Here is a 13,630-nt window from a genome sequence, read left to right on the forward strand (position 1 = left end):
CGTCGCCGTCGGCGCGCCGGCTGTTGCCGGTGGCGGGGTCAGCGGCGGCGGCCCCAGGTCTCGGTGTCGACGACGCGGTTGCGGTCGTCGCGCAGGGTGGCGGTGTCGGCCTGGTTGCCCCAGATGTACTCGCGGCTGCCCTGGTAGAGGTCGGTGCGGGTGTTGCGGCCGCTGCCGGTGTGGATGCGGATGGTGGCGTGGCTGTTGATGCGGACGTTGTCGAAGCGGTAGCGGTTGCCGTCCGCGTCGCGCAGGGTCCAGCCGCGCAGGTTGATGGCGTCGCGGGTGGTGTTGGTGATCTCGACCCATTCGTTGTTCAGGGAGCGGTTGGAGTGGTCGTCACGTCCGGGGCTGTCGGCCTGGACCCGGCTGATCTCCACCCGCGGGTGCTGACGGGGAGCGTGGTCCTGCGCACTGGCCGGCAGCGCGGCCGCACCGACGACGGCCCCGGCGGCCAGGATGGTGGCGGCGATACGGCGGACGGAGGAAGAAGCAGACGACATGGGTGACACTCCCTCAAGAACACTGCCCCACCGGCCGAAACAGGTAGGAGCAGCGGTGCGTTTTCCCGGCCCGGAGTGAGCCGAGGGCCCCACTCTCGACCCGCCGCCCGCCCGGCTGCAGCCCTCACCGGGACCGGTTACCAGAAGCAGACATTTCCGTCACACTCGCCTGCACACCACACGCAAATCCAGCCAGCGCGGCCCTGACAACCGCTGCCCACTACACCCACCCGCCCGACTCGGCGGCACGGCGGTCCGTGCGCACCGGCGCACCACCCGGCGCACTCGCCAGGCCCACCACCCAAGCGGAGCACAATATTCCGTAACGACCGTTCACCGGATTTCTTCGCACATCGACATCAATCTCGAACGTACCTACGTGCCGTTGGCCGCAGCGAAGCCCGACGCCTCGGGGGCGGAGCGGCCGACCACGCGCACCGTGCGTACGGGCTCTCGGCGTGGCCCCAGACGAACCTCGGCAAGGCGACCGCGCTGTTGCATCAGGCCGTTGCCGAGGTGAAGGTCTCCGATCAGGGGGCCCTTCGGGTGCTGTTCGCGGGCGGCTGGCGCCTGCTGGTGCCGCCCAGTGACGAGCGGTCGGCGTGGACGGTGGCGGTCCGGGGCAGGGGGATCCTCACCGCGAGGCCCGGGGCGGGGTGGAGGTGAGCGGCTCCACCGCCGACATCAGGTCGTAGTCCGACCCCAGCGCGCGTTCACGCCAGGCCGACGCACGCTCCCTGGCCTTCGCCGCCTGCTTGGCCTTCGCGGACGGGATCCTCAGCGGCGGCAGCAGCAGCGACACGGCACCGGAGATGCCGGCCCCGGTGCTCTGCGTGTGGAATCAGGCTTCGCTGCGGCCGGGTACGGCTGCGTACTCCTGCCACTTGTCCGTCAGGTCGCGGACTTCGTCCAGGGCGGGATCGCGGCGTCCACCGGGCGCGTATGCCGGAGACCTGTCCGCGTGCAGCGGCACGTGAGCGCAGTACCAGGCCCGTTTGGCACCCGCCTGTTCGGCGTCCGTGCCCGTCAGTAGACGGTCGAGCAGTATCGCCATGACCCGGCGGCGTCCGAACACGTAGACCGCCGGCTCGACGAACCAGCGGCAGAAGCTCGGGTCGGGGTCGTATACGGCCGCGGTCATCAGTGGAGCGAAGAACTCCTCGGGCAGGCTCCCGCGTTCGAGCAGTGGCTTGCGCGCTGCATGCGCCAGGTGCCGCGCGCGTCGGTCTTCCGGCACGCCGGCCGCGGTGTCGAGGTCCAGCAGCCGAGCCACCTCGGCTGCGGACGACAGGAATGTGGGTGCTTCCGTCTCGTCGCGCTCTCCATCGGCCATGGGCGTCATTGTGGGCCGATCCCAGACGGAGAGGTGGAGATGCCGGTTGCCGTGTGGTCAGTGGAACCACACGACGAGCCGCACGTTCTCCGCCCCGTGGACCTCGCTGAGCGTGCCCATGACGGTCCACACGCGGCCCCAGTCGCTTCCGTCACCTGCGGCATCGGCCCGGCTTCGGGTGCCGGAGCTGTCCGTTTCCTGCCAATCGACGGTGGTGACCTCAGCCCAGGTGACCCATGTCGCTGCGAATGCGTCACCGGGTCCCGCATAGGCTGCGTACTCGCTCCTCAGCCCCACCGACGCATCGTCCGGGAAGCCGCGGTCTTCCGCGACGGACCGGAAGCCGAAGGAGTTTCGGACTCCGAAGAGACAGGCGAGGCCGTCGTAGGCGTTGCCCCGGTTGAGCAGGAAGAGATCGATGGCGGCTTCCCACACGGAGTCCTCGTCGTCGGGACCCCAGAGGCGGGCCCCCGGCCGGCACTCGATCATTCCGCTGATGTCGGTGGACATACCCGGATCCTGCCCGACCGGCCCAGGGCTCGGCACCCACATTTCAGGCCCCGTCGGCTCCGCCGACGGCACCCAACCGCACCTGGTGGCGCTGAAGGTACGGTTCAAACCGTCGCCCTGGTGGTGGCCGTACGCGGCGGCCAGGGTGGGCGCATGCGAAAAGGGGCCGGCGGAGAGCCGCCCGCGAAGGGACAGCCCGGCACACCACCGGCCCCTGACCGCAACCCGTGTCGGCCGAAGACGGCGGCACCTGGGAACGCCTCCTGGGACAAGCCGGAACAGCATCGCCCGGAAGCGGACCCCGTCCCGGGACGGAGAAGACGGGTCATCGGGAAGGCGCCGGGTCGAGGCGGTAGCCGTGGCCGCGGAGTGTCGTGATCTGCGGGAGGCGGAGGGTGTGCGGTGCCGTGGCTTCGGCCGTGTGGAGGCGGCGGCGGAGGGAGGCCATGGTGACGTCGAGGGTTTTGGTCGGGCCGAACCAGTTCTCGTCCCACACCCGCGCCATCAGCGTCTCCCGGGAGACGGCGCTCCCCTGGTGGCGGGCGAGTTCCGCGAGGAGTTCGAACTCTTTCGCCCGCAGGGGGACTTCCCGGTCGGCGACCAGCGCGCGCCTGGCCGCCGTGTCGACCGTGAGGTCGCCCAGTCGGATGGGCTCGGTGCCCTGTTCCGCCTCCGCGGGAGGCCGGCGGCGCAGGTGGGCCCGTAGGCGGGCGAGGAGCACGGTCATGCTGAAGGGCTTGACGAGGTAGTCGTCGGCTCCCGCGTCCAGTCCGGCGATCACGTCGATCTCGTCGGTGCGGGCGGTGAGGATGACGATGAGGAGGTCCGGGAGGTCCTCGCGAAGGCGGCGGGCGAGGTCGATCCCGTCGAGGTCCGGCAGGCCGAGGTCCAGGAGGACCAGGTCGGGCGGGTTGTGGTGGGCGGTCGTCAGGGCGGCGGAGCCGGTGCGGCACCAGGTGGTGGTGTAGCCGTTGCCGCGCAGCCCGCTCTCCAGGTGGCGGCCGATCGTGTCGTCGTCCTCGATGACCAGGGCGGTGGGCGGGCGCCCCGCGGTACCGGTGCTCATGGTGTGAGGTTATGTGCCGGTCACGGTTCGCGGAGTTCTTCGACGGCGGGGCGGCCGGAGCCGCGGGCGCCGTGCAGGGCGGCGGCGGTGAGGGCCGCGAGCGTGACGAGGAGGGTGAGGGCCAGGTAGGGCCAGGGGAGGGACAGCGTGGACGGCGGCGGGTCGAAGACGCCGGTGAGGACCTTGACGAGCATCTGCGCGAGGGCCCAGCCGATGAGGGCTCCCGCGGCGAGGCCGGCGAGCGCGACGGTGGCCGCCTCGGCGAGGACCATGCCGCGCAGTTGGTCCCGGGTGGCGCCGAGGACGCTCGCCACGGCGAGGGTGCGGCGGCGCTCGGTCAGGCCGAGGGCGAGCACCGCTCCTCCGGAGCCGGCCGCCAGGGCCACGGCGAAGCCGAGTTCGATCCGGGTCAGTCCGGCGAGGTCCACCGAGGTGAGGCTGGAGCCCACGGCGGAACGGGTCCGGGTGAGGTCGGTGACCGTGGCCGTGGTGCCCAGGCGCTCGCGCAGCCGGGCGGCGACGGTCTGCTGGTGTACGCCGCCGGTGTCGACGAGGAACGCGCCGACGGCCTCGCTGCCGCTCTCGCGGGCGACGTACGCGGCGTTGGCGACGAAGAAGCTGTCCTTGGGGGCGGTGGGGAACTCCTTGACGACGCCCGCGTAGTGGAACGGCACGGTGCGCAGTTGCCCGGTGCGGCTGTCCTGGAGGCGCAGGTTGAGCCGGTCGCCGGGGGTCAGCTGGAAGTCCTTCACCGTTTCCTCGCTGACGAGGACCGAGTCGGGGCGTGCCGCGAGCTGGTGCAGGAGGCTGCGGGCGGTGCCGCCCGCGAAGTAGGTGTCCTGGAGGGCGGTCGCGGAGGTGATGGTGGCGGGGTTGACGCCGTAGAGGTCCTGGAGGTCGGATCCGACGTAGGCGAAGCGGTGTTGGAGCGGTTCCACGTGGCGCACTCCGGGGACGGAGACCAGGGCCTGCCCGGCGTCGGGGCCGGTCGCCGTGCCGGGCGGCCGGGTGACGGTGACGTCGGCGCCGTTGGTGAGCTGGGCGTCGACCTCCGCCTGGTGGCGGTAGGTGTCGTTGAAGGCGGCGGTGGAGAGCGCGAAGGACACGGCGAGGGCGAGCAGCACGACGGAGCGGGCCAGGACGCGGCGCCGGCGGGCCATCCCGGAGGCCGTCGCGGCGGCGAGGGTGCCGGTCAGCGGCCGGACCAAGAGGGTGAGCGGGCGCCGGCCGTGGGCGAAGGCGTACGTCGTCAGCCGCCACAGGAGCAGCGCGGAGCCCAGCCAGAGCAGCGCGGGGCCGAGGAAGGCCCAGTAGGACACCGAGATGCTCGCCACTCCCTCGGGGGCGAGGACCAGGGCGTACCGGTTGCCGGCGGCGGCCCGGAAGAGGAGGAGCGCGACCGCGAGCAGGATGAGGTCGAGTCCGGTGCGCTGCCACAGCGGGGCACCGGTCGGGGGGAGTGCGCGGCGCGCGGTGGTGACCGTGGTGGTGCGCTGGTCCCGTACGGCGGGCAGCAGGACGGTCGCGGCCGCGACGGCCGCACCGACGGCGAGGGCGAGGAGGGACCAGCGCAGCGGTACGAGGCCGGCGGCCCCGAACGACGCGCGGCCGAAGGCGATCCGGCCGGCCGCGGCGGCGAGGGCGATGCCGAGCAGGCCGCCGCCCAGGCCGATGGCGCCGGCCTCGACCGCGGCGAGCGCGGTGACCCGGCGCCGGTCGAGGCCGCGGGTGCGCAGCAGGGCCTGCTCCCGGCGGCGGCGGTCGGCTCCGGCGCCGGCCAGGGCGGAGGTGAGCAGGGCCGCGAGGAGCACGCCGGGGGCTCCGAGGAACAGGAAGAGCAGTTGGGCGTACAGGGCGTCCTGGCGTGCGGCGTCCAGGGCCGCGCCGAGGTTGTCGCCGACCTGGACGGCTCCGGAGAGGCGGGCTTCGAGGTGGTGGGCGGCTCCGGTGACGGCGGTGAACGCGGCGGCGGGGTCGGAGGGCAGGCGTGCGTCCCGGGCCGTGTGCACCTGGGTGGTGACGGCGGCGGGATCCAGGGCTCTGGTGCGCGCGGTGAGGGAGTCGAACAGGGCGGCGGGCAGGAGGACGACGTTGTCGGGCGGGGCGGCGGGTTGCGACTGGGGTGGGGCGCCGACCTTCTGGAACAGGGAGTCGGCCTGGGGGAGGTCGACGACTCCGGCGACCGTGACGGTGGCGGCGGTCGTGCCCGGCAGGGTGATGTGGACGGTGTCGCCGGGTGCGGCGTGCAGGTTGGCGGCGGTCTGCTGGGCGAGCAGGACTCCGTCCCGGGCGCCGGTCAGCGGCCGTATCTCGCCGGGGAAGGCAGTGCGGTAGCCGTCGGGGATGCCGAGCACCACGCCCTCGCCGGTGGTCTGCACGGAACCGGCGGCCGTCGTCCGGAAGCCGGTGCTGCGGGCGTAGGTGACGGGCAGTGCGGTGCGGATCCCGGGGGTGTGGCGGATCGTGTCGAGCACGGTGGCGGGCTGCGCGGTGGGCTGGAGCTGCACCTGCCAGTCGACGGCGACGGACCGGGCGGCGCGCGCGGTCATCGTCGAGCGGGAGGCGGTCAGGAACGTACCGAGCGCGGCGATGAGGGCGACGGCCAGGGCTACGGTGAGGGCGGCCACGAGGAGCCTGCCGCCGCGGTGGCGGAGCAGGCCGGCCAGCCAGGCGGCGATCACGGTGTGCCTCCTCCGCCGGTGGTGGTGGCCGGGTGTACGTCGCTCACCGTCCCGGCACCGTGTGGAGGTCCGCCGACTTCCCGGGTGTGCCGGGGTGCCGGGCCGGCAGCCCCCTTCGCGGCGACCGCGTCCCCGAAGACGTCGGCGATGCGCCCGACGATGGTGTGGTCGCCGCGTCCCGCCGGTTCGTCGGCCGGAGCGGGGCGGGGCAGCGCCGCGAAGAGCACGGCAGCGACGAGCACGGCGGCGACGAGCACGGCGGCGAGGACGAGGAAGAGAGCGACCGGGGCGAGGGGGCCGGGGCGGTGCCGGCCCCCGCCCACCGGTCGGCCGGTGTTCACGGTGTGCCTCCGTCCGGGTGGAGGAGGAGCCGGCCGTCGCACATGGTCCAGCGGGTGTGCAGGCGTTCTCCGACGGACGGATCGTGGGTGCTCACCACCAGGGCGGCGCCGATCTCGTCGACCGCCGCCAGCAGGACGTCCACGACGTGGCGGCCCGTGGTGCGGTCGAGACGGCCGGTCGGTTCGTCGGCCAGGACGAGGCGGGGCCGGGCGGCCAGGACCCGGGCGACCGCGACGCGCTGTGCCTGGCCTCCCGAGATGTCGTCGGGCAGTCTGTCGGCGAGGTCGGCGACGCCGACGCGTTCCAGGGCGGCGAGCGCCCGTACGCGGGCGCGGTCGGCGCTCTCGCCGGCCAGCACCAGCGGCAGGCCCGTGTTCTCGGCGACGTCGAGGGTGGCGATGAGGCTGGGGCTCTGGAAGACGACCCCGATGGCCATCGCCCGCGCCCGTACCCGAGCCCGTACGCGAGCTCGCCGGCCGGCGGTGTCCGTGTGCCAGGGCCACACCACCTCGCCCGTGGTCGGCCGTTCCAGTCCGGCCATCAGGTGGAGCAGGGTGGACTTCCCCGAGCCCGAGGGCCCCATGACGGCGATCCGGTCGTCGGCGTGCACCCGGCAGTTCGTGCCGTGTACGGCGACCACGGCCGCGGGCCCGCGCCCGTACGTCCGCCCGGCATCCCGGCAGGTGACGAGCGCCCGGCCGGTCATGGCCGGAGCCTGCCGTCGCGGAGGGTCAGGACCCGGTCGGCGCCGCCCACGACGGCGGTGCTGTGGGTGACGAGGAGCACGCCCCGCCGTCCGTCGCTCCCCCGGGCCCGCAGCAGTTCCAGGACGCGGCGCTCGGTACCCCCGTCGAGTTCCCCCGTGGGCTCGTCGGCGAGCAGCAGGTCGGGGTCGTTGGCCAGGGCCACGGCCAGTGCGGCGCGGGCCAGTTCCCCGCCCGCCAGTTCGCGGGGCAGGGCGTGGGCGCGGCCGAGTAGGCCGACCCGGTCGAGGAGTACGTCGACGTCCTGGGCCGGGGTACCGTGGCGGCCGGCGGCCGTGCGGGCGAGGCGGATGTTGCGTGCCACGTCGAGGTGGGCGATCAGGTTCTCCGTCTGGAGGAGGATGCCGATCCGGCGGGCCCGGACCCCGGCCCGCTCGGCCTCCGGGCGGTGGCTGATCCGCTCCCCCGCTATCCGTACGGACCCGCCGGCGGGCTCGTCGAGGCCCGCGAGGCAGGCCAGCAGGGTGGACTTCCCCGAGCCGGAGGGGCCGACCACGGCCACGAGCTCTCCCGGGGCCACCGTGAGGGACACTCCGCGCAGGGCGAGGGTCTCCTCCTCCCCGGAACGGTAGAAGCGGTACAGCTCGCGCGCGTCGAGGGCCGGTGTGGTGCCCGTGCCGTGCGTGACCGCGTCCATCACCGCCACCTCAGCGAGTCGGTGACGGTCCGCCAGGGGTCGACGTTGTCGGCGTGGACCGGTCCCGAGAGGGTGACGACGACGTCACGGCCCCGGTGGTGGAAGACGTACCGCTCGAAGGCGTCGCGGACGGCCTTGCCCGTGACCGGGTCCGCGGCCGAGTTCCCCTGGTAGGTGTACCGGACGGCGGGGCCGGCCTTGCGGCTGACCTCGGTGGCCTTGCCGGGTGCGAAGGCGGGGACCGCCTTGGCCAGCGACGGCACGTCCCCCGCGGTCACCGAGGCGGGGGTGGGCGGCTTCGCCGCCGGGTGCTCGGACAGTTCGATGCGGTTCAGCTTGTCGGTGAAGGTGGTGACGGGGCCGGTGGTGGTGCGCGCCCAGCCCTCGGGCACGCTGACCGTGAACCCCGTACCGGGCGGCGCGAAGGGCACGTAGGCCTGGTTGTCGGGGATGTCACCGGGCGGGTTGGACTCGGCGGGGGCGGGCGGTGGCGGCTTCGGGCCGGCGGCCGTGGCGGAGCCGGACGCGCCGCATCCGGCGAGGACGGCGGTGAGGAGGACCACTCCCGCGCAGGGGGCGAGCGTGCCGCGTACGTTCATGAGGACCTCCGCAGGACGAGGTGTCTTCCACGCTAGGCAGCGCGAGGTGAAGCACCGGGGCGGCGACGGTTAGACGACGGCAAAACCGGCTGCCGGGCGCCATGATGGGCGCATGAGGCAGCGTGTGGTGCGGGTCGCGGTGTCCGCCGTGCTGGTGGCGCTCGTCCTGCTGGCCGTGCCGCTCGCCTGGGTCATCCACCAGTCCTTCTTCGAGGACGAACGCGGCGCCCTGGAGCGTACGGCGCTGGCCGCGACGGTCACGGTGGGGCCGGAGTTCGCCTCCGGTGACGCCCTGGAGCTGTCGCCGCCCAGGCCGGGCGGGACGCTGGGGGTGTACGACCTCGCGTCGCACCTGCGCGCGGGCAGGGGCGGGGCGGTCGCGGACCGGGTGACCCGGGAGGCGGCCGCCGGCCAGGCCGTCAGCGGCCGCACCGGGGCGGATCTGGTCGTCGCCGTCCCGGTGGTCTCCGGCGAGAAGGTGATCGCGGTGGTACGGGCCACGGTCCCCGCGCGGTCGGTCTGGACCCGGGTGCTGTGGGCCTGGGCGCTGCTCCTCGCGGTGACCCTGGTCGCGCTGGCCACGGCGGTCCTGGTGGCACGCCGGCAGGCCCGCGCGCTCAGCGCTCCGGTGGCGGCACTCTCCCGCACGGCCCGTGAGATCGCCGACGGCGACCTCGGCGCCCGGGCGGCGCCCTGCGGGATCACCGAACTGGACCAGCTGGCGCGCAGTCAGAACACCATGGTCGAGCGGCTGACCCAACTGCTGCGCCGGGAGCGTGATTTCAGTGCCAATGCCTCGCACCAGCTGCGCACTCCCCTGACCGGGCTCCAGCTCGGTCTGGAGGCCGCCCGGCAGCTCCCGCCGGGCTCGGACCTGCGTCCCGCCCTGCGGGAGGCCCTGGAGCAGGCACGCCATCTGGAAGAGACGGTCGAGGAGGTGCTGCGGCTGGCCCGGTCCGGGGCCGGCGGGGGGCCCGCGCTCCCCCGTGAGCCGCTCGGCCGGGTGCTGGAGCGGGCGGAGTCGCGGTGGCACGGTGTGCTCGCCGCGGCGGGCCGGCGGCTGGAGGTGCGCTCCCAGCCGGGGGCCGGTTCCTTCGAGGTCCCCGCCCGTACCACGGCGCAGGTCCTCGACGTCCTCATCGACAACGCCCTGCGCCACGGCCGGGGTACGACCACCGTCACCGCCCGCGAGGCGGCCGGGGCCGTCGCGGTCGACGTGGCCGACGAGGGGACGCTCACCCTGGACGCCGGGGCGGTCTTCGCCCGCGGCGGAACGGGCGGCTCCGGCACCGGGATCGGCCTGGCGGTGGCCCGGGAGCTCGCGGAGGCGGCAGGGGGCAGACTGAGCCTGCGCGGCACTTCGCCGACCACGTTCACCCTGCTCCTGCCCGCGGCGCCGGACTGAGCAGCTGCCGCGCCCCTCGCTCCGGTGCCGTCGCGTGCCGCGTCACGGCGTGCACCGCACCACCGCGTGCCCCGCTCTCGCGCTGGTCGAAGTCCCGGGGGCCGTGCCGTCGCGTGCGTTGCCCCCGGGCTCCGTACCGTCGGTCAGCCGACGATGGAGAAGAAGATCGAGCCGTCCTCGGCCCACCACCAGGCGCCCCGGCCGTCGTTCCACTCGGAGGCCCAGCTGTCGAGGCACTTGATCAGCTCCTCCAGGTCGTACCGCAGATCGGTGTCGATCCGGTCCAGCACCTCGCGGTAAGCGGCCACCGCGGGACCGGCCTGCGCCAGCGGCCAGCAGCCGATTTCGGGTGAGCCGTCCACGGGGCCGGGGATGTGGATGCCGATCTCCGCAGGCGGACCGCTGAAGACGTACTGGTAGGGCAGCAGGTCCGCGGGGACGCCCGCCGCGCTCAACGCGGCGTCCAGCGCGCCGAAGTAGGTGACGGGGCTCCGGTAACTCGCCAGGGTGTCGGGGTCGGAGGCGTTGTGGTCGATGATGATCTGGAGGGCCGCGTAATAGGCGCAGCCGGCGTACTGGGCGGTGGAGTCCGCCCGACCGGCTATCAGTCCCTCCAGCGCGTCCGGCACCGGCAGTCCCCAGTCCACTCCCTGGGCGTCGAGATCGTCCTGGCGCGCCCGCGCCTTCTGCCGCATGTTGCCCAGACGGCGCTCTTCGTCCGCCGTCAGATCGCGGGCGGGTACGAAACGCGCCACCGCGCCGCGGTTCGCCATGCTGAAATTCACTACCTTGCTCATGGGTCCATCCTGCCAACTGCCACTGACATCCGCGGTGTCCGGGCCTGGCGGACGGGCGCCGGCCGCGCACCCGGGGCCGGCGTCCCGAGCCGGATTCGTGCCCCGGCCCGGATTCGTGCCCCGAGCCGGATTCGTGTCCCGAGCCGGATGAATCGGCTCCCGGGGTGGAAGAAGCCTGCCAAGATGGAGTCCCCCGTCGCGAGGAGGCCGCGTTGACCAGTCCCGAGGCCAAGGGGCCCAAGGTCCCGCCGAGTTACCCCCCGCGGACCCCGCCACCGCAGAAGAAGCCGGTGGAGCCCCCGCGGCCGCAGCCCGCGACGAAGTCGGCCGACGGGATGCCGGTGCGCACCCGGCCGCGCATGGTGGTGCGGAACCGGCGTACGGCCGCGCACCCGTTCCGGGCGGACGCATGGGCCCCGGCGAAGGCCGTACGCCAGGTCCTGGAGACGGTCCGGGGGTGGGGGTACCCGGCCCTGGACGAGGAAGATCTGGCGAGCGTCGTACGGCTCCTCGTCACCTCGGCCGTGGCGGACGGGGGAAAGCGGCTCAGTGTGCATCTGGGCGACCAGGACCGGAAGGTGCTCGTCGCCGTCCTCAGCCACACCACGGGAGCGCCCGACCACACCGTGCTCGGCACGGTGGCCCTGCTCGCCACGGTCGACTCGGTCGGCACGGACACCGGGGAGGACGGTCGGCGCATGTGGGCGGTCCTGGACGGCGAGCCCCGCCGACGGCCGGTTCGTCATGCGGCTGCCGTCAGCGGCTGAAGCACCTTCTCAGGCGGCCGTGCACACGGGAGACCGGGAAACCGGGTGAGCGGTTCGGCGTGAGGGTGCGGGTCAGGCCAGGGCGAGGAAGAGCTTTTCGAGTTCTTCCTCGGTCATGGGGGGCTGGCTCTCGTCGGCGTTGGTCATGCACTGGCGCATGCCGCTGGCCACGATCTTGAAGCCCGCGCGGTCCAGGGCCTTGGAGACGGCGGCGAGCTGGGTGACCACGTCCTTGCAGTCGCGTCCGGCTTCGATCATGGCGATGACGCCCGCGAGCTGCCCCTGGGCGCGGCGCAGCCGGTTGAGGACTGCGTTCACTGCGTCGTCGTCGACCTTCACCGGTGCCTCCTGGCGTTGTGCGCTGTCCGCCCATGGTACCCCAGGGGGTATCCGGTCGACGAGGTCAGTGGTCGCGGAGGGCTTCGAGGGTGGCTTCGAGGTCGCCCCGGCGGGGGCGGTTGTGGGGGAGTTTGGCAAGGACGGCGGCCATGCCGCAGGTGTCGGTGAGGGCGGAGAAGGCCAGGCCGCCGGCGACGCCCGCGGAGGCGAGGCGGAATGCGGGGCGCAGGCGGCCGAGGGCGAGGCCGGTCAGGACGACGGCGCCCGCGGTGAGGCGGACCTGGCGATCCATGCTCCAGGCGGTGCGCGGGGCGTGGTCGGGTCGGTGGAGGGTGTGGCCGCCCTCGGTCCAGGCCTGGGTGCCTCCGGCGAGGGTGGCGGTGGTGATGCCGTTCTCGGCGAGGGTCTCGCAGGCCTTCGCGGAGCGGCTGCCGGAGGCGCAGACGACGAGGACGTCGCCGCGGTCGGCGGCTTCGCGGATGTCGGGCAGGGCGCGGGTGAGGTCGTCGAGGGGGATGTTGAGGGCGCCGGGGAGGTGACCGGTGGCGTATTCGCCGGGGGTGCGGACGTCCAGGACGATCAGTTCGTGCAGCCGGCTGTCGGCCTGCCGGGCGTCGAGGGTTCGGGGCTGGGTCATGGTGTTCCTCACGGGTGGGCGGGGGCCGCTGTCGCGGTACCCCATGGGATATCGATGACGGTGGTGGGGTGAAGGGGCTTGTCGCGAGGTCAGTGGAGGGCGTCGGCGAGCATGAGGGCGGCGACGGCCATCAGCACGGTCGCGAAGATCCGCTGGAGGGCGGGGCCCGAGACCTTGGCCGCGAGGCGTTTTCCGTCCCACGCGCCGAGGATCGCGGCGCCCGCGAAGGGGGCGATGACCGCCCAGTGCAGCGGGGCGTGGCTGCCGGCGCGGGCGGCGAGCGCGGCCAGGGAGTTGACGGTGATCACCAGGAGGCTGGTGCCGACGGCGGCCCGCATGTGCAGTCCCAGTACGGAGACCAGGGCCGGGACGGCGAGGAAGCCGCCGCCGACACCGAGGAACCCGGTGACCGCGCCGAGCCCGGCGCCCGCTCCGGCAGCACGGGCCGCCCGTATGGGCCGGGGCCCCCGGTCGGGGCCCGACGAGCCGAACATCCGCCAGGCCGCGAGGGCGGCCGTGGCGGCGAACGCCGCGGTCAGGACCGGTTCGGGGACGCGGGCGGCCAGCGTCGCCGCGGCCATGGCGGGCAGGATGCCCGCGGCCGCGAACAGGGCGCCGGTCTTCCAGCGGACGTGGCCGGAGGTGGCGTGGGTGTGGAGCGCGGTGGCGGAGGTGACGGTGACGATGATCAGGGATGCGGTGGTGGCCTCGGCCGGGGTGAAGCCGAGGAGGTAGATCAGGGCGGGTACGGCCAGGACGCTGCCACCGCCGCCGAGCGCCCCGAGGGCCAGTCCGATGACGGCTCCGGCGGCGAGGGCGAGTATGAGCGTGCTCACGCTGTCCGGCCGGGGCTTCCGCGCCCGTCGACGACCGGGAGCCCGGCCGACGCCCAGGCGTTCATGCCTCCCTCGACGTCCACGGCGTCGGCTCCGCGCCCGGTGAGCAGCTTGGCGGCCTGCCGGGAGCGGTGCCCGGAGCGGCAGATCACCACCAGTGGCCGGTTCCGGGCGGCAGCGGGGAGGTCGGCGCCGGTGGCGAGCCGGGAGAGCGGGGCGTGTACGGCTCCGGGGGCGTGTCCGGCGTTCCACTCGGCCTGTTCGCGTACGTCGAGGAGCACGGCGGCTCCGTCGGTGGTGTCCCGGTGGGCCTGGGCGGGGGTGACGCGGGCGGGGCCGCGACGGAAGAGGAACATCCGTCTTCCTTCCGGTTCTCAGTGTCGGGGTGGGGGTGGGGGGTGGGGGGTGGGGGGG

Annotated in this window: 18 protein-coding genes; 3 read left to right on the top strand and 15 right to left on the bottom strand. The window is 74.0% G+C overall.

Annotated elements, in window-relative coordinates; all coding sequences use genetic code 11:
- Nucleotides 1-38 precede the first annotated feature (38 nt).
- Entirely contained in the window at nucleotides 39-503 is a 465-nt protein-coding gene (locus ABZW32_RS16605; protein WP_356216255.1) for a lamin tail domain-containing protein, read from the bottom strand.
- A gap of 516 nt (nucleotides 504-1,019) precedes the next feature.
- On the opposite strand from ABZW32_RS16605, the gene ABZW32_RS16610 reads away from it, so the two are divergent.
- A complete protein-coding gene (locus ABZW32_RS16610) occupies nucleotides 1,020-1,169 on the top strand; it encodes a DUF6188 family protein (protein ID WP_356216393.1) in 150 nt (49 codons plus the stop codon).
- Here the strand turns inward: ABZW32_RS16610 and ABZW32_RS16615 are convergent.
- The 9 genes from ABZW32_RS16615 to ABZW32_RS16655 form a co-directional block, all read right to left on the bottom strand.
- Nucleotides 1,138-1,305 carry a hypothetical protein gene (locus tag ABZW32_RS16615; protein WP_356216258.1) on the bottom strand — a complete coding sequence of 56 codons (168 nt, stop codon included), beginning with the start codon at nucleotides 1,303-1,305 and terminating at the stop codon, nucleotides 1,138-1,140. The genes ABZW32_RS16610 and ABZW32_RS16615 overlap by 32 nt on opposite strands.
- 39 nt (nucleotides 1,306-1,344) lie before the next feature.
- The gene (locus ABZW32_RS16620) at nucleotides 1,345-1,836 is read right to left on the bottom strand and encodes a hypothetical protein (RefSeq protein ID WP_356216260.1); all 492 of its coding nucleotides are present in this window, start codon (nucleotides 1,834-1,836) and stop codon (nucleotides 1,345-1,347) included.
- Nucleotides 1,837-1,893: 57 nt separating this feature from the next.
- Nucleotides 1,894-2,346, bottom strand: a complete 453-nt coding sequence (locus ABZW32_RS16625; RefSeq protein WP_356216262.1) for a hypothetical protein — start codon at nucleotides 2,344-2,346, stop codon at nucleotides 1,894-1,896.
- A 325-nt stretch (nucleotides 2,347-2,671) separates the two neighbouring features.
- Nucleotides 2,672-3,412 (bottom strand): response regulator transcription factor, encoded by a 741-nt coding sequence (locus ABZW32_RS16630; RefSeq protein ID WP_356216265.1) that lies wholly within the window; start codon nucleotides 3,410-3,412, stop codon nucleotides 2,672-2,674.
- Nucleotides 3,413-3,432: 20 nt separating this feature from the next.
- Nucleotides 3,433-6,093: an FtsX-like permease family protein gene (locus ABZW32_RS16635; protein ID WP_356216268.1), complete on the bottom strand. Its 2,661-nt coding sequence runs from the start codon at nucleotides 6,091-6,093 to the stop codon at nucleotides 3,433-3,435.
- Nucleotides 6,090-6,434, bottom strand: a complete 345-nt coding sequence (locus ABZW32_RS16640) for a hypothetical protein (protein ID WP_356216271.1) — start codon at nucleotides 6,432-6,434, stop codon at nucleotides 6,090-6,092. The genes ABZW32_RS16635 and ABZW32_RS16640 overlap by 4 nt, the downstream gene beginning before the upstream one ends.
- A complete protein-coding gene (locus ABZW32_RS16645) occupies nucleotides 6,431-7,141 on the bottom strand; it encodes an ATP-binding cassette domain-containing protein (RefSeq protein WP_356216273.1) in 711 nt (236 codons plus the stop codon). The genes ABZW32_RS16640 and ABZW32_RS16645 overlap by 4 nt, the downstream gene beginning before the upstream one ends.
- Nucleotides 7,138-7,836 (bottom strand): ATP-binding cassette domain-containing protein, encoded by a 699-nt coding sequence (locus tag ABZW32_RS16650; protein WP_356216276.1) that lies wholly within the window; start codon nucleotides 7,834-7,836, stop codon nucleotides 7,138-7,140. Before ABZW32_RS16650 ends, ABZW32_RS16645 begins: the two co-directional genes overlap by 4 nt.
- The gene (locus ABZW32_RS16655) at nucleotides 7,836-8,435 is read right to left on the bottom strand and encodes a hypothetical protein (RefSeq protein WP_356216279.1); all 600 of its coding nucleotides are present in this window, start codon (nucleotides 8,433-8,435) and stop codon (nucleotides 7,836-7,838) included. Before ABZW32_RS16655 ends, ABZW32_RS16650 begins: the two co-directional genes overlap by 1 nt.
- A 112-nt stretch (nucleotides 8,436-8,547) precedes the next feature.
- Here ABZW32_RS16655 and ABZW32_RS16660 point away from each other — a divergent pair, with 112 nt between their 5' ends.
- Nucleotides 8,548-9,840, top strand: coding sequence for a HAMP domain-containing sensor histidine kinase (locus ABZW32_RS16660; protein WP_356216282.1), 1,293 nt, complete (start codon nucleotides 8,548-8,550; stop codon nucleotides 9,838-9,840).
- A 143-nt stretch (nucleotides 9,841-9,983) separates the two neighbouring features.
- On the opposite strand, the gene ABZW32_RS16665 is transcribed toward ABZW32_RS16660, so the two are convergent.
- On the bottom strand, nucleotides 9,984-10,637 hold the full coding sequence (locus tag ABZW32_RS16665) for a hypothetical protein (protein WP_356216285.1): 654 nt from the start codon (nucleotides 10,635-10,637) through the stop codon (nucleotides 9,984-9,986).
- 212 nt (nucleotides 10,638-10,849) lie between these two features.
- Here ABZW32_RS16665 and ABZW32_RS16670 point away from each other — a divergent pair, with 212 nt between their 5' ends.
- Nucleotides 10,850-11,404 (top strand): hypothetical protein, encoded by a 555-nt coding sequence (locus tag ABZW32_RS16670; RefSeq protein WP_356216287.1) that lies wholly within the window; start codon nucleotides 10,850-10,852, stop codon nucleotides 11,402-11,404.
- A 72-nt stretch (nucleotides 11,405-11,476) separates the two neighbouring features.
- Here the strand turns inward: ABZW32_RS16670 and ABZW32_RS16675 are convergent, their stop codons facing one another.
- The 4 genes from ABZW32_RS16675 to ABZW32_RS16690 form a co-directional block, all read right to left on the bottom strand.
- Entirely contained in the window at nucleotides 11,477-11,743 is a 267-nt protein-coding gene (locus ABZW32_RS16675) for a metal-sensitive transcriptional regulator (protein WP_266845506.1), read from the bottom strand.
- A gap of 64 nt (nucleotides 11,744-11,807) precedes the next feature.
- Nucleotides 11,808-12,380, bottom strand: coding sequence for a rhodanese-like domain-containing protein (locus tag ABZW32_RS16680; RefSeq protein ID WP_356216290.1), 573 nt, complete (start codon nucleotides 12,378-12,380; stop codon nucleotides 11,808-11,810).
- Between the two features lie 89 nt (nucleotides 12,381-12,469).
- Entirely contained in the window at nucleotides 12,470-13,216 is a 747-nt protein-coding gene (locus ABZW32_RS16685; protein WP_356216293.1) for a sulfite exporter TauE/SafE family protein, read from the bottom strand.
- Nucleotides 13,213-13,572 (bottom strand): rhodanese-like domain-containing protein, encoded by a 360-nt coding sequence (locus tag ABZW32_RS16690; RefSeq protein ID WP_356216296.1) that lies wholly within the window; start codon nucleotides 13,570-13,572, stop codon nucleotides 13,213-13,215. Before ABZW32_RS16690 ends, ABZW32_RS16685 begins: the two co-directional genes overlap by 4 nt.
- Between the last annotated feature and the right edge of the window lie 58 nt (nucleotides 13,573-13,630).

The sequence above is a fragment of the Streptomyces sp. NPDC004667 genome, assembly GCF_040609475.1.
Taxonomy (GTDB): Bacteria; Actinomycetota; Actinomycetes; order Streptomycetales; family Streptomycetaceae; genus Streptomyces.

Coding starts and splice junctions, on each gene's coding strand:
- ABZW32_RS16645 (WP_356216273.1), bottom strand. CDS start 7,141: ATGACCGGCCGGGCGCTCGTCACCTGCCGGGATGCCGGGCGGACGTAC.
- ABZW32_RS16630 (WP_356216265.1), bottom strand. CDS start 3,412: ATGAGCACCGGTACCGCGGGGCGCCCGCCCACCGCCCTGGTCATCGAG.
- ABZW32_RS16620 (WP_356216260.1), bottom strand. CDS start 1,836: ATGGCCGATGGAGAGCGCGACGAGACGGAAGCACCCACATTCCTGTCG.
- ABZW32_RS16655 (WP_356216279.1), bottom strand. CDS start 8,435: ATGAACGTACGCGGCACGCTCGCCCCCTGCGCGGGAGTGGTCCTCCTC.
- ABZW32_RS16680 (WP_356216290.1), bottom strand. CDS start 12,380: ATGACCCAGCCCCGAACCCTCGACGCCCGGCAGGCCGACAGCCGGCTG.
- ABZW32_RS16690 (WP_356216296.1), bottom strand. CDS start 13,572: ATGTTCCTCTTCCGTCGCGGCCCCGCCCGCGTCACCCCCGCCCAGGCC.
- ABZW32_RS16650 (WP_356216276.1), bottom strand. CDS start 7,836: ATGGACGCGGTCACGCACGGCACGGGCACCACACCGGCCCTCGACGCG.
- ABZW32_RS16605 (WP_356216255.1), bottom strand. CDS start 503: ATGTCGTCTGCTTCTTCCTCCGTCCGCCGTATCGCCGCCACCATCCTG.
- ABZW32_RS16660 (WP_356216282.1), top strand. CDS start 8,548: ATGAGGCAGCGTGTGGTGCGGGTCGCGGTGTCCGCCGTGCTGGTGGCG.
- ABZW32_RS16665 (WP_356216285.1), bottom strand. CDS start 10,637: ATGAGCAAGGTAGTGAATTTCAGCATGGCGAACCGCGGCGCGGTGGCG.
- ABZW32_RS16625 (WP_356216262.1), bottom strand. CDS start 2,346: ATGTCCACCGACATCAGCGGAATGATCGAGTGCCGGCCGGGGGCCCGC.